At 56.4% G+C, this 19,031-nt stretch carries 13 protein-coding genes and 1 tRNA gene; 9 read left to right on the forward strand and 5 right to left on the reverse strand.

What is annotated here, in order from left to right; translation table 11 throughout:
• Positions 1-70: 70 nt before the first annotated feature.
• Positions 71-499, reverse strand: coding sequence for an EamA family transporter (locus tag NQF86_RS01260; protein ID WP_266115811.1), 429 nt, complete (start codon positions 497-499; stop codon positions 71-73).
• A gap of 406 nt (positions 500-905) precedes the next feature.
• Here NQF86_RS01260 and NQF86_RS01265 point away from each other — a divergent pair, with 406 nt between their 5' ends.
• Positions 906-2,462, forward strand: a complete 1,557-nt coding sequence (locus tag NQF86_RS01265; RefSeq protein ID WP_266115812.1) for an LA2681 family HEPN domain-containing protein — start codon at positions 906-908, stop codon at positions 2,460-2,462.
• Positions 2,463-2,663: 201 nt separating this feature from the next.
• On the opposite strand, the gene NQF86_RS01270 is transcribed toward NQF86_RS01265, so the two are convergent.
• Together NQF86_RS01270 and NQF86_RS01275 are read right to left on the reverse strand one after the other, a co-directional pair.
• Positions 2,664-2,740 (reverse strand) — tRNA-Arg (locus tag NQF86_RS01270).
• A 71-nt stretch (positions 2,741-2,811) separates the two neighbouring features.
• On the reverse strand, positions 2,812-3,846 hold the full coding sequence (locus tag NQF86_RS01275; protein WP_266116420.1) for an alpha/beta fold hydrolase: 1,035 nt from the start codon (positions 3,844-3,846) through the stop codon (positions 2,812-2,814).
• Positions 3,847-3,889: 43 nt separating this feature from the next.
• Here NQF86_RS01275 and polA point away from each other — a divergent pair, with 43 nt between their 5' ends.
• Genes polA through NQF86_RS01290 form a run of 3 tightly spaced genes read left to right on the forward strand, consistent with a single transcriptional unit; the run spans position 3,890 to position 8,054 of the window.
• Positions 3,890-6,670 carry a DNA polymerase I gene (gene polA / locus NQF86_RS01280; protein WP_266115813.1) on the forward strand — a complete coding sequence of 927 codons (2,781 nt, stop codon included), beginning with the start codon at positions 3,890-3,892 and terminating at the stop codon, positions 6,668-6,670.
• A gap of 31 nt (positions 6,671-6,701) precedes the next feature.
• Positions 6,702-7,364, forward strand: coding sequence for an SCO family protein (locus NQF86_RS01285; RefSeq protein WP_266115814.1), 663 nt, complete (start codon positions 6,702-6,704; stop codon positions 7,362-7,364).
• 12 nt (positions 7,365-7,376) lie between these two features.
• Positions 7,377-8,054 carry an HAD family hydrolase gene (locus tag NQF86_RS01290; RefSeq protein ID WP_266115815.1) on the forward strand — a complete coding sequence of 226 codons (678 nt, stop codon included), beginning with the start codon at positions 7,377-7,379 and terminating at the stop codon, positions 8,052-8,054.
• Between the two features lie 89 nt (positions 8,055-8,143).
• On the opposite strand, the gene purD is transcribed toward NQF86_RS01290, so the two are convergent.
• Complete coding sequence (purD, locus tag NQF86_RS01295) at positions 8,144-9,382, reverse strand: phosphoribosylamine--glycine ligase (RefSeq protein WP_266115816.1); 1,239 nt, start codon at positions 9,380-9,382, stop codon at positions 8,144-8,146.
• 74 nt (positions 9,383-9,456) lie between these two features.
• Between purD and xseA the strand changes: the two genes are divergently transcribed.
• Both xseA and NQF86_RS01305 read left to right on the forward strand, forming a co-directional pair.
• Positions 9,457-11,037 carry an exodeoxyribonuclease VII large subunit gene (gene xseA / locus NQF86_RS01300; RefSeq protein ID WP_266115817.1) on the forward strand — a complete coding sequence of 527 codons (1,581 nt, stop codon included), beginning with the start codon at positions 9,457-9,459 and terminating at the stop codon, positions 11,035-11,037.
• A 56-nt stretch (positions 11,038-11,093) separates the two neighbouring features.
• Positions 11,094-11,477 (forward strand): hypothetical protein, encoded by a 384-nt coding sequence (locus NQF86_RS01305; RefSeq protein WP_266115818.1) that lies wholly within the window; start codon positions 11,094-11,096, stop codon positions 11,475-11,477.
• An 84-nt stretch (positions 11,478-11,561) separates the two neighbouring features.
• Here NQF86_RS01305 and NQF86_RS01310 read toward each other — a convergent pair whose 3' ends face one another.
• A complete protein-coding gene (locus tag NQF86_RS01310; protein WP_266115819.1) occupies positions 11,562-14,411 on the reverse strand; it encodes an Rne/Rng family ribonuclease in 2,850 nt (949 codons plus the stop codon).
• 603 nt (positions 14,412-15,014) lie between these two features.
• Here NQF86_RS01310 and NQF86_RS01315 point away from each other — a divergent pair.
• The 3 genes from NQF86_RS01315 (at position 15,015) to NQF86_RS01325 (ending at position 18,987) form a co-directional block, all read left to right on the forward strand.
• On the forward strand, positions 15,015-15,926 hold the full coding sequence (locus tag NQF86_RS01315) for an N-acetylmuramoyl-L-alanine amidase family protein (RefSeq protein ID WP_266116421.1): 912 nt from the start codon (positions 15,015-15,017) through the stop codon (positions 15,924-15,926).
• A 192-nt stretch (positions 15,927-16,118) separates the two neighbouring features.
• Positions 16,119-17,690 (forward strand): 2-isopropylmalate synthase, encoded by a 1,572-nt coding sequence (locus NQF86_RS01320; RefSeq protein ID WP_266115820.1) that lies wholly within the window; start codon positions 16,119-16,121, stop codon positions 17,688-17,690.
• A gap of 250 nt (positions 17,691-17,940) precedes the next feature.
• Positions 17,941-18,987 carry a rod shape-determining protein gene (locus tag NQF86_RS01325; protein WP_266115821.1) on the forward strand — a complete coding sequence of 349 codons (1,047 nt, stop codon included), beginning with the start codon at positions 17,941-17,943 and terminating at the stop codon, positions 18,985-18,987.
• Positions 18,988-19,031 lie beyond the last annotated feature (44 nt).

Genomic DNA, 19,031 nt, shown 5'->3' on the forward strand with positions numbered 1-19,031 from the left:
GCTAGAAAAGCTGGACTGTTTTGGGAGAACGGACCTGCCTGTCGGGTCCGTTCTTTTTTGTGTGAAGGTTTCAACCCAGAGAAACCAGTATGGCTCCAAGCCCGATGAATATGATGCCCAGCCAGCCTTTGAGTGAAAGCTGTTCGCCAAGGATCATAACGCCCAGTATAGCCACGAAGACAACGCTCAGCTTGTCGAGAGGGGCCACACGGGCGGCATCTCCCAGTTTCAGGGCACGGAAATAACACAACCACGAAGCCCCCGTTGCCAGACCGGACAGTAGCAGGAACAGGCAGGCCCGTGGGTTGAACCCCTCCGTATTATGAAACTTCCCTGTTGCCAGCAGCAGAACCCCCAGCACGCCAAGGATGACCAGCGTACGGATGAAAGTGGCGAGGTCAGAGTCAATATTACTGACGCCAATCTTGGCACAGAGGGCCGTCAGAGCCGCAAACCCGGCTGATAGCAACGCCCAGAAAATCCATGAGGTTGAGAGCATGATGGTGCAGCGGCCTTTCTGGTCTTGATGAGAAATCCTATTTTAAGGAGTAGAAAATTATGTGAAATTTTTCCAGTTGATAGGTACGGCTTTGATGCCTGATTGGGTCTGTTATGAAAGGTCGTTATCTACGGGAAAGTATAGTATGCACTTGTTAATTTGGTGCCGCTGCTATGTTATCAATCTCTCGTAGGAGCTTTCCCGTATCCTGTGCGTGAAGATGGAAGACGATTTTGGGCTTTATTTGAAGTTAGAGGCTCTACATGGTCTTTTCTATCGTTCTTGAAGGTGATGCATGTGGTGTTGGAGATGAGAGAGGTGCTGGGTATGCTGTCGAAAATGGAGTTGTGAGGGAGGTAGGCGTTTTTTCTTTCACAGTTTTATACATTTAAAGGAAAAGAATGGAATGTTTAAAAGAATAACAAAGAAAGAGGCAGAGAGACTGATAGCGAAATTTTATGATATTGAATCTCGTTTACAGGAATTATTGAACAGGAATCCCGAGGAAGCGATTAGGGAAGCGAGAGAGATAAAGTTAATAGATAAGGATTTTGTGGAGTATTTTAATCTGAATCAGGTGAAGGCATGTATCCTAGTTAATGCTGGAAGTCTTATACGAGATAAGAATGCCCTTGAGGAAGGTCTGAGAATATTTCAATGGTGTTATGAACAATATCCCAATCCTGGAATAGCGTATAATCTAGCAAATGGCATGAGCGTCATGGTTGGCACGCCACCACATAATGCGGACTGGCTGGATCATCAGGAAAGAACACGGCATGATCGCAATAAGATACGTCAATATTTCTGGAAGGCAGCAGATGGTAAAAAATTTGATAATTTACAGAGATCAATCGCTTTAACAAATCTTGGAAATCAATTTTCAGCCAGCTTCCGATATGGAGATGCGCAAGATGCGTGGTCTTTCGCTCTGAAGGCAGACCCGAAAAATGGGGTTGCCGCCTGTTGTGCAGCTCGGAATTTGTTTCATTTATACCAGCTGAATATGGGTTCTGATGCAACGCTTGAACAGATAAAAAGACTGAGCAGAATTATAAGACTAAATAAAGGAGAATTGACTAGATATACCAGTCAAAAAGAAGCTGATGACATTCTGAATTTTGCGAGTAAATGGGATGAACCTTTGGCTCAGCCTTTATTCGAGAGTTCTTATGTGCAGTGGGTTAAGGATGAACGCCTTGCTCTTGCGCCGACTTTGGAGGCTGTGAATCCCACCCCAGAAACTTTGGATTGGCTGTGTCTACCCGGAATCAAAGTGCCAGCAGGTGAAGAACAACCAATTATCTTTTCCATGTTTAATATGCTGAAAAGTGATTACATTCTGGCTCGTGATCTGACATGGCAGGCTTTAGATAGAGATCATTGGGCAGATATAGAAGGATTTGCCAGTACATTTGATGGTGCTTTATACGGAGCGGATACATCAGCTCTTATTTTAGCTCATCGTTCAGTATTGGATATTTTGGATAAGATTTCTGTATTTATTAATAGATATTTTGAAATCGGCGAGAATATGAAAGATGTAAATTTTAGAAAGTTGTGGCGTGTTCCTAAAATTGTGGGTGGTGGCCGCCCATTAAAAGATAAAGTTACGGAAATAATTAATTCTGGTGTTCTAGCTCTTTATGGTTTGGTTGAATTGTCAGGGGATTATAATTCTGACGATGGTATTTTCAACACTCATAAAAATATACGAAATTCTTCAACGCATCGTTTTTTAATACTGCACGAATATCTGTTACCTGAAGAAGGAGGTTCTTTTGAAGAGGTGAAAAGATTCGAATTTGCACAATTTCAGGAGGAGGTCCTTCAGGCACTTCGTATTGCACGGTCAGCATTACAGATACTTGTCTTATCAATAAAACAGAATGAAGATATCTTATCGAAAGATAGTGAAGGTCTTGTTCTTGGTATTGATGTTCCAGACTTTAGAAGGAGTTAGTTGTAATTTTTGCATATTTATATTTTATCTAATGTACTAGGATTCTACTTTCAAAGTTTTCCATTTTGTAACTTGATAACAGAGTAGATACAGGCAAGAGGCCTGATGATCTTTCAGAATGGGTGCAGGTAAAATTCCCAAGAGTACTCAGAACAATGTTCTGATCTGACACAGGACTCAGAAAATCGAAGGAAAAATCCATGGTGGACCCGGCGCGATTCGAACGCGCGACCTTTGCCTTCGGAGGGCAACGCTCTATCCAGCTGAGCTACGGGTCCCTGTTGGCGGTACTTTTAACGGCAAGAGGCTTGTTTGCCTAGCCCTTAATCCGTTCTTTTTTCCATTCCTCTCAACGTGTCTGCTCCAGCCAGAGCCACATGGTGGCGGCACTGTCTCCGCCAGAAGGCAGGAAATGTCCCGGCTCTCTGATCCACGCAATGATATCCTTGGCAGGTCGGTCATGCGGCTCACGGGTGATGAGGTGATAGCCACGGGGCAGTTCGTCCAGCCGGAACATGGAGGGCGGAGCCTGCTGGATAAGGCGGCGTGTGGCCGAAGCCGGAACAAACTGGTCACGGGCCCCCCAGATGAGCAAGGTGGGTGTCTGTACATAGGGGGCCTGTTTCAAGGCACGGTCCATCAGGTGGGTCAGCCCGTGGAGGGCGTGGACAGTCGTGCCGTGACGGGTCAGCGGGTCGAAGAACATGCGGCGTAGGGCTCGGAGATTACCCGTAGCGACATGGTGCCCCGGCATGTGCGCTCCTGTCAGATGTGCCTGTGGGGTGATGAGGTTCCAGCCTTCCAGAAGGGTCTGCCACGGCTCACCAATCGTCATGATGGCCGGGGCAAGAAGGATCAGCCCGTCAGGGTGGGGTGCAGGCAGGATTGTGCTGGTGAGGAGGGCAATGGCACCGCCCATGCTTTCCCCCATCAGATAGAGCGGCTGGCCGGGCCAGCGCTGCTGGCACCAGCGAGCTTCTTCCGCAGCATCTGCAATCATCCGGCCTGTCGTGCTCCAGTTTCCTTTGACCGGGAATTCACCAAAGCTTCGCACATCCGGTGCGACAATCAGAAACCCTGCCCTGTTCAGGGTTGGAGCCATGATTTCCCACGCATCCCGGCTGTCTCCAAAACCATGAAAGGCCAGAATGACACCACGCTGGGGAGCCGTAGCCGGGTAGAGCCGTACTGGGGCCGTGCTGCCATCGGAGAGAGCAATCTGCGTGCTGGCGGGGATGAAGGCGGCCTCGGCAGGGCGGTGGGGCAGGCTCCGGGGGTCTGGCGGGGTCTGGCAGCCTCCCAGAAAAGCCATGAACAGAAATAGGGCGAGGCGAAAAAGGGAGCCGTTTTTAAAATGCTGGAAATCGGCTAGAGAAGAAAGCATCTGCAAGACTGATCTGCCCGGAAGGGTAAGGGAGAAAGACGGCGTGACGTCAGAAAATACACATCTGGTTCTGGTGGATGGTTCGGGGTTCATTTTCCGTGCCTTTTTTGCCATTCCCTCCATGAGCAGCCCAGAGGGTGTACCCGTCAATGCCGTCTATGGCTTTACCAATATGCTCTCCCGGCTCATCAAGGAGCATGAAGGTCAGCCGATGGCCGTGATCTTTGATGCCGGCCGCAAGACATTCCGTAACGATATTTACCCGGACTATAAAGCCCATCGCCCCGAACCGCCGGAAGACCTGCGGCCACAGTTCGACCTCATCCGTCAGGCAACGGACCAGTTTGGGATTCCGGCCATCGAGCTGCCGGGCTGGGAAGCTGATGATCTTCTGGCAACCTATGCCCGTCTGGTTGTGGAGCAGGGGGGGAGCTGCACCATCATTTCCTCCGACAAGGACCTGATGCAGCTCGTGCGTCCCGGCGTTTCCCTGAAAGACCCGATGAAGCAGAAACCCATCGGTTTGGCCGAGGTTGAAGCCAAGTTTGGCGTGACGCCGGATAAAGTGGTGGACGTACAGGCCCTTATGGGGGATTCCACCGATAACGTGCCGGGTGTGCCGGGCATTGGCCCCAAGGGTGCGGCCCAGCTCATTAATGAATATGGGTCTCTGGAGGCCGTTCTGGCGGCAGCCCCCAGCATGAAGCCTTCCAAGCGGCGTCAGAACCTGATCGACCATGCCGAGGGTGCCCGTATTTCCCGCCAGCTGGTGCTTCTGGCGGATGATGTGGCCGTACCAACCCCTGTTGATGAACTCCGCCCTCGTGAGCCGGATGCGGAGACGCTGCGGAGTTGGCTGGAGAGCATGGGTTTCTCGTCCATCCTTCAGCGCATGGGTTTCGGGGGCAAGGCCCGTCATCCGGCGCAGCGCAAGCCTGCTTCCAGTCCGGCTTCTGCTGCGGCGGAAGGGCAGGAGATGGGAGACATTCCCCGTAGTGACGCTTCCTTCGGTCCCTATGAGACCGTCACGGACAAGGAAACGCTGGCGCAGTGGATTGAAGCCGCCCGTGCTGCTGGACGTGTTGCCGTGGATACGGAAACAACCGGCCTGAATGCCCGCACGGTGGAGATTGTCGGTCTGTCTCTGGCCGTTGCGCCGGGTAAGGCCTGTTATGTGCCGTTCCGCCACGAAGGCACGCTGGAAGCCCCCGTGGGTGAACAGCTGGACGTGAAGGACACGCTGGAACAACTTGCCTCGCTGATGGCCGATGATGCGGTTCTGAAGATTTTCCAGAATGCGAAATATGATCTCACCATTCTGCGGAAGGCCGGTCTGGACGTTATTGCGCCGCTGGATGATACAATGCTGCTCTCTTATGCCCAGTCTGCCGGGGCACATGGGCAGGGCATGGATGAGCTGTCACGTCTGCATCTGGGCCATACGCCCATTCCCTATGATGACGTGACAGGCAAGGGGCGTCATCGCATCCTGTTCACACAAGTGCCGCTGGATAAAGCAACGGCTTATGCAGCAGAAGATGCTGATGTGACGTTGCGTCTCTGGGAGGTGCTGCGTGCCACTCTGCCCCGTCAGAAGGCCACGGCCCTGTATGAGGAGATGGAGCGTCCGCTCATCACCGTTCTGGAACAGATGGAGGAGGCGGGCATTCGTGTGGATGCTGATGAACTGCGCCGTCTCTCGGAAGATTTCGCCACCCGCATGGCAGAGATGGAGCAGGGGATTTACGACCGGGCCGGGCGGTCTTTCAATATCGGGTCGCCCAAGCAGTTGGGAGAAATCCTGTTCGATGAGATGGGCCTTCCCGGTGGCAAGCGCACCAAAACGGGTGCATGGGGCACGGACTCCCGTGTTCTGGAAGAACTGGCCGAGCAGGGCCATGAGCTTCCCACGGAAATCCTGAACTGGCGGCGTCTGGCCAAGCTGAAATCCACCTATGCGGATGCGCTGCTCAAGCTGATGGACCCGAAAACCCAGCGTGTGCACACGACCTTCCAGATGACGACCACGACCACAGGGCGTCTTTCTTCCAACGAGCCGAACCTTCAGAATATCCCCATCCGCACGGAGGAAGGGGCACGTATCCGTCAGGCTTTTGTAGCGGCACCGGGACACAAGTTGCTCTCTGCCGACTATAGTCAGATTGAGCTGCGCCTTCTGGCCCATGTGGCACAGATTGAGCCTCTGCTGGATGCGTTCCGTCAGGGGCAGGACATTCACGCTCGCACGGCATCCGAGGTCTTCAATATTCCTCTGGAACAGATGGACCCGCTGACGAGACGGCGGGCAAAGGCCATCAATTTCGGGATCATCTACGGCATTTCGGCCTTTGGGCTGGCCCGGCAGCTTCAGGTGCCGCAGGGTGAGGCTAAGCGGTACATTGATGCCTATTTTGAGCGTTATCCCGGTATCCGGGACTACATGGAGAAGATGAAGGAAGAAGCCCGGGCAAAAGGCTATGTGCTGACCCCCTTCGGGCGCCGCTGCTATGTGCCGGGGATTACGGCCAAACAGGCCGCACAGCGCTCCTATGCGGAGCGTCAGGCCATCAATGCGCCTCTACAGGGTGGGGCAGCGGACATTATCAAGAAGGCGATGGTTCGTCTCTCGGAACGTCTGGTTGAGGCGGGGCTGAAGGCTCGCATGCTGCTTCAGGTGCATGATGAGTTGCTCTTTGAAGTTCCTGATGCTGAAGCAGAGCAGACGGCAGCCCTTGTGAAAGAGGTCATGGAATCCGTAGCACAACTGGATGTTGCTCTGTCCGTGGAAACGGGGCTTGGCCAGAATTGGGCAGAGGCACATTGATGCTGCTGGAAAGAATGAGGGAGAGACAGGCATGACCCTTCAGCATGATGAGGAAAAGACCGGGCTGGACCCTAAAAAGAAGGTTCGCCGTGCGTGGTTGATGGTGCTGGGCCTGTTTCTGTTGGCGGTGCTGCTGGGCTATGGGGGATATTGGCTGTCTACCGGCACGGATGAAGGCGCACGGGTTCACACGCAGGGCAATGCGGTAGGGGGCTCTTTCCGTGTCTTTTCCCTCGGTGGTGGCATGGTGACAGAAGGCGACTTTCAGGGTTCATGGACAGTCGTCTGGTTCGTGGACCCACGCTGCCCGCCTGAGCGCTGCCAACCGCCGCTCAGGGCGCTGGATCAGACCCTCGTGACGATGAAGCAGAAGGGACGGAAGGCTCTGCCGCTGGTTGTCTCGCTGGACGCCAAGGCTGAGGATCCCGATACGCTGAAAGATTATGTGATGGGCGTGGCCCCACATATTTTCCCCGTCTTTGCGACCCCGAACATGACACAGGCCATGACACGGCTTTTCCATGCGCCATATGAGCTGGAAGCAGGCCAGACATATTATCGGCCTGCGCCTTCATTTATCGTGATGACACCAGCAGGCCATTATGCTGGAACACTTCCCATCACGGATGATGCCACCGCCCTGACGGCCGGGCTGGAGCAGCTTATGGCCACACCAGACCAGAATAGAGACTGATAAGGACCCTTCATGAGACGCTATCCCATTCTGCTGCTGGATTATGATGGAACTCTGGCCGAGACCCGTCCGGCCATTCTGAGGAGCTTACAGGAGGCTTTTGAGGATATTGGGCACACGCCGCCATCACGTGCCTATCTACAGGAGCGTCTGGGCAAGGGGGATGCCTTGCAGGGCTTCTATCAGAGCATTATGGAAGAAGGTGCTTCCGTGGAGGAGGCGCAGCGCTATGTAGCGGCCTATCGCAGCCGTTACACGCAGGCTGATGAGGAAGAAACCTATCTCTATGACGGTGCTCATGAGGTTCTGCATATTTTGCAGGAGAGGGGCTATCGGCTGGTTGCTTTGAGCAACAAGCATGGCCCGACACTGCGGCACAGCCTTGCCCGTTTCCATCTGGAACCGTTTTTTGAGGCCGTTCTGGGTGCGGAGGATGATCTGCCACGCAAGCCTCAGCAGGAAGTCTTTACGCAGCGCGTTCAGCGTCTGTTTCCGGGCACATCAGCCCATGATTTCCTCATGATTGGTGATACGACAGCAGATATTAATTTTGCTCAGGCGCTTGGTATGGATGTGTGCTGGGCCAGCTATGGCCATGGTGTTGCAGAAGTCTGCAAGGCGCTGAAACCGACATATCATTTTGAAAGCCTGTGGGAACTGCCTAACCTTCTAGTGAAGACGGAAAGCTAAACCATCCGGGTAAATGGATAGCGTAACCATGGCAAAAGGCCCTGCCCATAAAGATGAGCAGGGCCTTTTTCATGTGGAGTGTATCTGTCTTACAGCCCGATGTCGCTGCGGAGCATCTTGTCATCCCACTGGATGGTCGCTGCAGCCTCATAGGCACGGGAGCGTGCCTTGGCCGCCGTGGGGCCAGTGGCGCAAATGGTCAGGACACGCCCGCCATTGGCCAGCAGCTTATCGCCGTCCTGCTTCGTTCCTGCATGGAAGACGGACACGCCAGGAAGCTGCTCTGTCCGGTCCAGCCCGGAAATGACACCGCCTTTGACCGGCGCATCCGGGTAGCCTTTGGCGGCGAGTACCAGAGAAATGGAGGGCTTGTCTGAGAAGCGGATGGCGTCTTCAGACAGTGTGCCTTCCGCCAAAGCCTTGAGAGCCGGGAGAAGGTCGCTTTCCAGACGGATGAGCAGGGCCTGCGCTTCCGGGTCACCGAAACGCACATTGTACTCGATGAGCTTCGGCCCTTCTTCTGTCAGCATCAGGCCAGCGAAGATCACGCCACGGAACGGCGTGCCACGGCGGACCATTTCTGCCAGCATCGGGCGGACAGTCAGGTCCAGTGCGGCTTCCTGAGCAGCCCGGTCAAAATCCGGTGGTGGGCAGATGGCCCCCATGCCGCCCGTGTTTGGCCCGGTATCGCCATCGCCGACCCGCTTATGGTCTCTGGCGGCACCAATCAGGCTGGCCTTGTCATCCGCACAGAAGGCAAAGAGGGAAACTTCCCGCCCTACGAGACATTCTTCAATCACGAGTGGCAGGCCAAGGCGGTCAATGGCCTCCAGCGCTTCATCCACGCTCTGGGCCACGACCACGCCTTTACCGGCAGCCAGACCATCCGCCTTGATGACGATGGGGGCCCCCTGTTCACGCACGTAAGCCTTGGCGGCTTCTTTTGTGCTGTTAGTATCGAAACGCTGCCAGTGGGCTGTAGGGATGCCAGCGGCATCGGCGACTTCCTTGGTGAAGGCCTTGCTGCCTTCCAGCGCAGCGGCAGCCTTGGAAGGACCAGCGCAGGCAATGCCGGCCTGCTGGCAGGCATCAGTCAGCCCTGCCACGAGGGAGACTTCCGGCCCCGGAACAACGAGGTCGATCTTTTCTTTTTTCGCAAACTCCACAAGGCCGGCAATGTCGTCAGCGGCGATTGAGACGCAGCGGGCACAGTCTGCCATGCCGGGATTGCCGGGAGCGGCAAAGAGAGTGTCCAGCAGAGGGGACCGGGCAATGGCTGTAGCAAGGGCATGTTCCCGCCCGCCTGAACCTACCAGAAGTACGCGCATCCTGTTTCCTTTTATGATCATGTGATGCAGATAGCCGCTTTCACGTTATCCTTCATTTAGCATAGAATAGCTTCATGATGGAACGAGAGAGCCTTCTTTCTCCCGCCGGGGCGCAGAGCGGTCCGGGGCCGGGGAGCAGCAATATTCCGGAATATTCCGTAGGAGCCATTTCCTCGGCCATTAAACGTGTGCTGGAAGGGACGTTCGGGCGAGTGCGCATCCGTGGTGAGATCACGGAAATGAAGCGTTATGCGTCCGGCCATATTTATCTATCCCTCAAGGATGAAGGCGGGAAGATAGCTGGTGTGATCTGGCGGGGGAGTGTTTCCCGGCTGGGCATGGTGCCGGAGAATGGCACGGAGGTCATCGCTACTGGGAAGATTTCGTCTTATGGCGAGCGCTCCAATTATCAGCTCATTATCGACAGTATGGAGTTTGCAGGGGAGGGTGCCCTGCTGGCCCGTATTGAGGCCCTGCGTGTCCGCCTGCGGGATGAAGGGCTGTTCAATCAGGATCGTAAAAAGCCTATTCCATTCCTGCCCCGTTGTGTGGGCGTGGTGACGTCCCGATCCGGGGCGGTGCTGCATGATATCTGCACGACCATTTCCCGCCGCTTTCCACGGGATGTCCTGCTTTGGCCTGTTGCTGTGCAGGGTGAAGGCGCTGCCCGTCAGATTGTCCATGCTGTGCAGGCCATGGGTAATCTTCCCGTTCCGCCGGATGTGTTAATCGTGGCCCGTGGTGGTGGCTCTTTGGAGGACCTCATGGCCTTCAATGATGAAGCCGTGGTGCGGGCCGTGGCGGCCTGCCCTTTGCCGGTGATTTCTGCCGTGGGGCATGAGACGGATACGACCCTTGTGGATTATGCCGCAGACCGTCGGGCTCCCACGCCGACAGCGGCGGCGGAAATGGCCGTTCCGTTACGTTCCGAATTGCTGGCAGACCTTGCACATCGTACGGCCCGTCTTTCCAGCGGGCTGGCGGGCATCTTGCAGCGTCAGGGGCTGAGGCTTCAGGCGGTTGCGGCTCGGATGCCGGACCTGCCGGGGCTGCTGGATACGGCCCGGATGCGGCTTGATGATCGGGCTCAGAGGCTGGAACTGGCCTTGCCGGGCTTTGTGATGCGGGCTCGTGCTCGTCTGGGGCAGACCGTCTATCATCTGCCAGCGGTGGAAACCGTATTGGGGCAGAGGCGTAGCCTTGTGGACACACAGGCAGGGCGGTTGCAATCCGGGTGGGAGCGGTATCTGAATGGTTGTCAGATGCGCCTGTTGCGGTCCCCATTACGGATGGAGGCTGTTCAGTCCCGGCTGGAACTCCAGCGGGCGAAGCTGGAGGGCGTGGCGCGTCATTTGGAGGCTGTATCTCCTCGTGCCATTCTGGAACGTGGCTATGTTCTGGTGCAGGATGACGCTGGGCGTGCGGTTACGTCTTCTGGGGCTCTGCCAGAGAGAAGTCGGGTGAGGCTTTCCTTTGCGGATGGCGTTAGACAGGCCCAGCTGGACCCAGAGGAAGGTGGACCAGAGGGCGCGCCATCATCTGCTGGTGAGGTGCCCAAGAAAGGGCTTAAACGGCGGGCAAAAGACAGGCCCGTGCCCGATAGGGCGGCCTGTCTTTCGGAGAAGCACGTCCCACAGGGTGAGCTTGGGCTGTAAGAACAAGTATGGTTCTATGGGCTGTAATTGAGACAGAAGGGTGATGGAGGAGGGATATGGTGCGGAGCATCATGAAATACCGTGGGACATGGGGATATAGCCTGATGCTTGTGATGGGCGGTGTGCTGGCAGGGTGTGCCAGTCAGCCGACACAGCAGCAGGTGGAGGCAGCGCAGCATCCGGCGATTCAGAGCTTCGCAGGAGCTCCTTCGGGCGGAGGGAGTGACACATCATCCTCTCAGCAGAAAAAGACCAATCTTCCTTCTGCACCGTTGAATACGCCGCTTTGTGGTTCGGCACTGCATGAGCAGGCGAATACGGGTGCCGCCTTATATGGGCGCAGTCTGGCCACGGGGAACAGTTGTACCCGTAATGCCTGTTTCCAGCCACTCACAGGCACATTCATTGCACAGGATGGTAACAATAGCGTCTGCCGCTGATGGAACCGCAGAGACCATGAAAAAGGGCGACCAGATAATCTGGCCGCCCTTTTTTCATGTCCAGCTTTATGGAGAGGTGGAAGCTTAACGCTTCCACCACCCGGCACGGCGCTTTTTGGGTTTAGCCTCATCAATATTGATGGGCTGAGGTGCCGTTACATTCTCAGCAGGTGCAGTGTCCTCCACTTTGCTGGGAGTGGGGGCCGCTTCCTCGGCTGTATCCGCTTTCTTGCGCCGTGCAGGACGCCGTCTGCGGGCCGGTTTTTCTTCAGCCGGAGCTTCCTCCTGTACAGTGACGGGTGCCGCTTCCGATACAGGAGCGTCTTCCGTCACGGCTGGGGCCGCTTCAGCGGCCTCAGGGGCGCTGTTGCGAGCGGGATGCCGGCGAGGAGGCCGGGCACGGCGTGTCGGACGGCGGGAGGCTTCTTCATCTCCTTCAGCAGACGGGTCTGCCGGGCGGGATGAGATTTTGACAACTTTATTTTCGTCATCTTCCTCCGGGTTCTGATCCACTACGATCCGGCTGCGTGTTGCCGGACGGCGGCGGGGCCGTGTGCGGCGGGCGGGTTTTTCTTCCCCGTTTTCCGCAACATCCTCTGTCTCAGCCCTTCTGGCGGGACGCCGGTGACGCTCAGCCGGGGCATCCTCTGCCGGGGTGGTGTCTTCGGCATGGCTGGAACGGGAGGCAGTCTGCTGGCGAGCTTCTTGCTGTTCCATGATGTCGAAGATGTCCACGCCAGCCCCTTGGAAAGGATTGGCCGGTGTCGGTCCCTGATAGGTGGAGAGTTCCTGCACAGGAACCTGTTCCTCCTGCCTACGGGCCGGGCGGCGGCGAGTCGGACGCTCATGACGGCGGCTGGACGGACCTTCATCATCCTGCCGTGTCGTGGCAGCCGGGCGGGCAGACTGCGAGGCAGAGGCAACACGCCGTGTTCTGGTGCGGCGGCGGCCCGGCATCAGAGCTTGATCCTCATCTGTCTGCGGTGCTGCTTCATCAGTGGTGGCGGTGACGGCCGTTGCATCCTGTTCGACTGTATCGCCCTGCTTTGCATTAGTTTCAGGACTGTCCTGCTCGGCACGGCGGCGACCACCACGGCGGCGGCGGCGGCGGCGTGAGCCACCTTCGTCATCATTTTCCGGCTCTACCCGGGTCTCCTCAGTGTCTGTGCGGGTGATGGCCTCCTGTGTGACGGCAGGGGCAGGGCTTTCCGTGATGTCGATCGTGCGGACCGTGCTGACGGGGTTGTCCTCACGGGCCGGTTTCTGACGTGGGGCAAGCCGTTCGATCCGCAGCTCACCTTCTGGCAGGCTGTCGTCATTTTCGAAACGGATGGTCATGTCATGCTGCTGCTCCAGCCGGCTGATGGCTGCCCGTTTGCTGTTGAGCATGTACAGCACGATGCTGGGGCTGACATGCACGACAATATCGGAGGCACGGCGGCGGCTGGCTTCGTCTTCCACGCTGCGGAGAACCTGAAGGGCCATGCTTTCCACGCCACGGATGAAGCCTGTTCCCTGACAGTGCGGGCAGGGGCTGAGCATGCTCTCGGCAATGGAGGGGCGCAGGCGCTGGCGGGACATTTCCAGCAGGCCGAAATGGGAGATGCGGCCAAGCTGGATGCGGGCACGGTCCACACGGAGCGCATCTTTGAGGCGCTTTTCCACCTGACTGTTATGGCGGCGGCTTTCCATGTCGATGAAGTCGATCACGATCAGCCCGGCAAGGTCACGCAGGCGCAGCTGACGGGCAACTTCTTCGGCAGCCTCAAGGTTGGTGCGGAGAGCCGTTTCCTCAATGTTACGCTGCGAGGTGGATTTGCCGGAGTTGACGTCAATAGCGACCAGAGCTTCCGTCTGGTTGATGACGATATACCCGCCGGATTCCAGCCGCACGGTTGGGGAGAACATGGCCTCCAGATGGCTTTCCACATGATAGTGGGAAAAGAGGTTCTGCCCCCGGTTCTGCCATAGGCGGATACGGTTGGTGTTATGCGGCATCAGAAGACGGGTGAATTCCCGTGTGTTCTTCCATGCTTCTTCACCATCGACCAGCACTGTCTCAATGTCACGGGTAAAGAGGTCACGGATGGCCCGCTTGATGAGGCTGGCTTCTTCGTAGATCAATGCCGGGGCGATGGAGGACAGCGCATGCGTGCGAATATTGTCCCAGAGCGTGAGGAGGTAGTCGCAGTCCCGGGTGATTTCCGCTTCCGGGCGGCTGGCACCGGCGGTGCGGATAATCATGGCCATCGTCCGGGGCAGGTCCAGCTTGCTGACGATGTCGCGCAGGCGGCGGCGGTCTGTCTCGGAGGTGATCTTGCGGGAGACACCACCGCCACGCAGGGCGTTGGGCATCAGCACGCCATAGCGGCCAGCAAGGGAGAGATAGGTTGTCAGGGCAGCGCCCTTATTGCCACGTTCTTCCTTGACGACCTGAACGAGGATTACCTGACGGCGGCGGATGACTTCCTGAATGCGGTAATTGCGGAGGAAGCGTGCCATGCGGCGGCTGGCGCTCTGTTCATCCCCTGTATCATGTTCGCCACTGACGATTTCCGGGCTGGGTTCGTCAGTATCGGGGGCTTCGTCCCCTTCGGCGTCTTCTTCTTCTGTTTCGCTGTCTCGGCTATTTTGCTCGGCAGCATATTCTTCTTCCTGCAGGGCGAGAAGCTTCTCACGGTCTGCAACAGGAATCTGGAAATAATCGGGATGAATCTCGCTGAAGGCCAGGAAGCCATGGCGGTTCCCGCCGTAATCCACGAAAGCAGCCTGAAGGCTGGGCTCTACACGGATGACTTTTGCAAGGTAAATATTGCCTTTGAGCTGACGGCGCGCTGATGTTTCAACATCATAATCTTCAATGCGCTTGCCGTTCATGACCACAACACGGGTTTCTTCTGCGTGTGTGGCGTCTATGAGCATCTGCTTTGTCATGAAGGACTGGACTCCGTGGCGCGCGGGTCATGGCCCTGCCTGCGCCGATTGTCTTGGTCAACAGAGGGCGAGCGGTCTGGTCTCTTGCGGGCGGATCCTCTTAACGGGTCGCCGGGTTGGGTAACACAGAACAGCATTGCGCCTCTGGTAAACACGCTGATGGCAGGTCCTGCCATCGGGGATGATTGCAGCCTGCCTTGAGGGACGAGCACGTCATCCGGGGCTGGCTGCCTGTGGGTTCTGATGCAGCCCCCCTGCCAGGGTGTGAGCACACCGGGCACATCGTCCCGGGCTATCTGCACCAAACGGCGCGGAGAAGTACTGCATGCGCTGGCCCTGCCGGATGCTGTTTTCCCGGCCGTTTCGAGGGGCGGGGATACATGCAGGCTATGGGCTTATGCGAGGCCAGAATGGCCCAAATCAGGCGCCATGGCAAGTAGGGAGTTTTGGGAGGGCAGAGAGGGCAGAATAAAGCCATTTTTTCCTGTTTTATCAGGGGGCTGGCCGGAGAAAATGGCCTGTCCGTTTCCATCATATTAAGGAGCGTTGGATGATGGTGGGGCAGGCCGGGCATGGCCGACCTGGAAAATCATGCTATCCATGATGGTCAAGCGCAGCGGACGTGAAAGAGAGGAGCCGAAAGGAAGCATGGCCATGGTGAAGCTGACACGCCGCTTTCTGTTGGGAGGAGCTGCCAGCGGGCTTCTGCTGCCTGTTGTGGGGGCTGATGGTGCCGTGCGGCATGAGGCTGCTCATGCCGCGTCCCCGCATCATGTAAGGAGGGCGGTACGGGCTCCGGCTGTCATTCGTCATGCGCCGCCACCTAAACCTGTCATCATGCTGGACCCCGGCCATGGGGGAAAAGATCCCGGTGCCATTGGTGTGTCTGGTACTTATGAGAAACATATCGCCGTGGCGGCTGCGACCGAGCTGCACGATTTGCTCATGGCTTCAGGTAAGTATGATGTGGTGCTGAGCCGCACGGATGACCGTTTCATTCCGTTGGCTGGACGTGTGGAGCTGGCCCATAAACACAGGGCAGACCTGTTTATCTCCATGCATGCTGATGCACTACATCAGGCCGATGTTCGTGGGGCGAGTGTCTATACGTTATCTGGCAATGCTTCTGATAAACAGACAGCCATGCTGGCGGAAACGGAGAATAGTGCGGATCGCTTTGCCGGACCAGAGCTGGAAGGCATACCGCCCGATGTGGGGGAAATCCTGAATAGTCTGGTGCATGAGGAAACACGGCGGGGGTCAGCCCATATGGCGGCTAATGTGATCCGCTCTTTTCAGAACCGCATCCAGCTTCTGCGGCACCCGTCCCGTCATGCGGCGTTTAAGGTTCTGAAATCGGGAGATATTCCTTCTATTCTGGTGGAGATGGGCTTCATGTCCAATCATCTGGATGAACAGGCCCTTCGGCGTGCAGCCCATAGAACGCAGATCACGCAGGCCATGAAACAGGCCATAGATGGCTACTTTCAGCGGCAGAGACGGGGAATGCTGTAACGACAGGTGTTTTTTGCTTGCGTTCGATCGGGGGGACCGTTACCCTGCACGCCGTAATGACATTTTTTCATGCCCTCCTTCTACGACTTATGAACCCCTGAACGCCATACTGGCGAGCAGGTGCTTTGCTGCGTTCAGGGGTTTTATCCTCCTTTCCCGTGTTTTTCGTAGAAGTTAGAGTAGAGCGTTATCATGTCTTTTCAGCATCCGTCCTTTGGTCATATTGCCGATAATCGCATCATCATTTTTGATACGACCCTGCGGGATGGTGAGCAGTCCCCCGGCTTCTCCATGAATCTGGGTGAGAAGCTGCGTATGGCTCATGCGCTGGCGGCTCTGGGCGTTGACGTCATCGAGGCAGGGTTCCCGGCTGCCTCGGAAGGTGACTTTGAGAGTGTGAAGCAGATTGCCGATCAGGTGGATGGTCCTGTCATCTGCGGTCTGGCTCGTAGCGCTGCAAAGGACATCGAGGCCGCCGGTAAGGCCATCAAGGGCGCACGGCGTGGGCGTATCCATAACTTTATCTCAACATCTCCGCTGCATATGAAATACAAGCTGCGGATGGAGCCGGAGAAGGTGCTGGAGCTGATCGCTTTCGGCAACAAGGAGTCCCGCCGTTATACGGATGACGTGGAATGGTCTGCTGAAGATGGTTCCCGCACGGAACCTGACTTCCTGTGCCGGTGTGTGGAAACGGCCATTGCCAATGGGGCAACGACCATCAACATTCCTGATACGGTCGGTTTTGCGACACCGGATGAGATGGAGCGCATCTTCACAATGCTGAGGGAGCGGGTGCCGGGAGCAGATCAGGTCATTTTCTCTACCCATAATCATAATGATCTGGGGCTGGCTGTTGGTAATACGCTGGCGGCTGTCGAAGGTGGTGCCCGTCAGATCGAATGCACGATCAACGGTATTGGTGAGCGTGCCGGTAATGCAGCGTTGGAAGAAGTGGTGATGGCTCTGCGGACCCGTCATGACCGCTACGGCATGGAGACGGGAATCGAAACACCCCGTTTGCTGGGCATGTCCCGCCTGCTGGCTACGATCACGGGCTTTGATGTCCAGCCAAACAAGGCTATCGTGGGGCGGAATGCCTTTGCGCATGAGAGTGGTATCCATCAGGATGGCATTCTGAAACATGCTGGCACCTATGAGATCATGACACCGGAAAGTGTGGGCTGGACGAGCACATCGCTGGTATTGGGCAAGCATTCCGGTCGTGCGGCCTTCCGCGACAAGCTGAAGGCTCTAGGGTATGATGATCTGACAGAAGAAACGATCAATGCGGCCTTCCAGCGCTTCAAAGCGCTGGCAGATCATAAGAAGATCGTTTTTGACGATGACGTGCGGGCTCTAGTTGATGATGAAAGCCGTGACCATGAGCGTGTTCGCCTGACCTCTCTGGAGCTGAAGGGCGGTACGAAACATGCCGCTCATGTCGAGCTGGATATTGAGGTGGATGGAGAGGCCCGTCACGTATCAGCCACAGGTAACGGGCCAGTGGATGCCGCCTTCCGGGCTATTGGGGAAGCTTTCCCGCATGAGGCCACGCTGGCGCTGTTCTCTGTTGCCAACGTGACAGAAGGAACAGATGCACAGGCCCGCACAACGGTGCGTTTGCAGGAAGGGGGCCGTCTGGTTGACGGGCAGGGCAGTGATGCCGATACGGTCGTGTCTGCCGCACGGGCCTATATCCATGCGCTGAACAAGTTGTTGGTCAAACGTCTGCGTGGCGAGCCTGAAGAACTGTCTGCCTGAGGATAACGATGAAGGCCGGGGTTGATATGCCGTGTATTAAGCCCCGGTTTCACGCTAATGCAGCGTGCTGTTCAGGACATTACAATCCGTTAATTGAGGCTTGGTTTTCTGCGAGAAATATCACTTTATACGGGAATATGGCCTTGCTGAACTGCCATGGAGCTTTATAATTTGGCACGAATGCTGTGGATGGTGTTCTGATTATTTCCATTGCCCCGTGAGCGCGGGGATATCCGGCCAGGAGTTTTGAATGTTCTCTCGTCTGTTGGGGCTCATTTCCGCTGATATGGCGATCGATCTTGGCACTGCTAACACCCTTGTTTATGTCAAAGGGCGTGGTGTGGTGCTGAGTGAGCCTTCCGTCGTCGCTGTAACAGAGGTGCGCGGGCGCAGACAGGTTCTGGCAGTCGGGAATGAGGCCAAGCTGATGGTTGGCCGTACACCGGGGAATATTCAGGCCATCCGCCCGCTCCGTGACGGTGTTATTGCCGATTTCGAGAGTGCGGAGGAGATGATCAAGCATTTCATCCGCAAGGTGCATAACCGCCGCTCCTTTTTCAGCTCCCAGATCGTTATCTGCGTGCCGTCCGGTTCCACGGCTGTGGAACGGCGTGCCATTCAGGAAAGTGCGGAAAGTGCCGGTGCCCGCAAGGTCTATCTGATTGAGGAGCCCATGGCAGCCGCCATCGGTGCCGGTCTTGCCGTGACGGAACCTTCCGGCAGCATGATCGTGGATATTGGTGGTGGCACGACTGAGGTTGCTGTGATCTCACTGGGCGGCATCGTCTATGCCCGTTCCGTCCGTGTGGGTGGTGACCAGATGGATGAGGCCATCATGGCCTATATTCGCCGCAACTATAATCTCATGATTGGTGAGAGCTCCGCCGAGCGGATCAAGATTGACCTTGGCGCAGCCTCTTTCGATCCGAACGTCCAGACGGAAGAACGGACCATGCCGCTCAAGGGGCGTGATCTGCTCAATGGTGTGCCCCGTGAAATCACTGTCAGCGAGGCACAGATTGCCGAGGCCCTTCAGGAGCCGGTTGGTCATATCATTGATGCCGTGGCGACTGTTCTGGAGCATACGCCGCCTGAACTGGCTGCCGACATCGTGGAAAAGGGCATTGTCCTTTCCGGTGGTGGTGCTCTGCTCCGCCGTCTGGATGATGTGCTGCGCTATGCAACGGGCCTGCCGGTTTTCGTGGCTGAAAATGCGCTGTCCTGCGTGGCTGTGGGCACGGGGCGTACGCTGGAGCAGATGCAGCAGCTCCGTAGCGTGCTGAGCAGCATGTACTGATCCTTTTCTGTCGGAAGGGCTCCAGCGTTCTTTTGACGTCAGAG

Source organism: Bombella pluederhausensis, assembly GCF_026385525.1.
Lineage (GTDB): Bacteria > Pseudomonadota > Alphaproteobacteria > Acetobacterales > Acetobacteraceae > Bombella > Bombella pluederhausensis.

Bases quoted from the DNA above. Each gene is read 5' to 3' on its own strand.
- NQF86_RS01310 (WP_266115819.1), bottom strand. From the start codon at position 14,411: ATGACAAAGCAGATGCTCATAGACGCCACACACGCAGAAGAAACCCGT.
- purD (WP_266115816.1), bottom strand. From the start codon at position 9,382: ATGCGCGTACTTCTGGTAGGTTCAGGCGGGCGGGAACATGCCCTTGCT.
- xseA (WP_266115817.1), top strand. From the start codon at position 9,457: ATGATGGAACGAGAGAGCCTTCTTTCTCCCGCCGGGGCGCAGAGCGGT.
- NQF86_RS01275 (WP_266116420.1), bottom strand. From the start codon at position 3,846: ATGCTTTCTTCTCTAGCCGATTTCCAGCATTTTAAAAACGGCTCCCTT.
- NQF86_RS01265 (WP_266115812.1), top strand. From the start codon at position 906: ATGTTTAAAAGAATAACAAAGAAAGAGGCAGAGAGACTGATAGCGAAA.
- NQF86_RS01315 (WP_266116421.1), top strand. From the start codon at position 15,015: ATGGTCAAGCGCAGCGGACGTGAAAGAGAGGAGCCGAAAGGAAGCATG.
- NQF86_RS01260 (WP_266115811.1), bottom strand. From the start codon at position 499: ATGCTCTCAACCTCATGGATTTTCTGGGCGTTGCTATCAGCCGGGTTT.
- NQF86_RS01320 (WP_266115820.1), top strand. From the start codon at position 16,119: ATGTCTTTTCAGCATCCGTCCTTTGGTCATATTGCCGATAATCGCATC.
- NQF86_RS01305 (WP_266115818.1), top strand. From the start codon at position 11,094: ATGGTGCGGAGCATCATGAAATACCGTGGGACATGGGGATATAGCCTG.
- NQF86_RS01290 (WP_266115815.1), top strand. From the start codon at position 7,377: ATGAGACGCTATCCCATTCTGCTGCTGGATTATGATGGAACTCTGGCC.
- NQF86_RS01325 (WP_266115821.1), top strand. From the start codon at position 17,941: ATGTTCTCTCGTCTGTTGGGGCTCATTTCCGCTGATATGGCGATCGAT.
- NQF86_RS01285 (WP_266115814.1), top strand. From the start codon at position 6,702: ATGACCCTTCAGCATGATGAGGAAAAGACCGGGCTGGACCCTAAAAAG.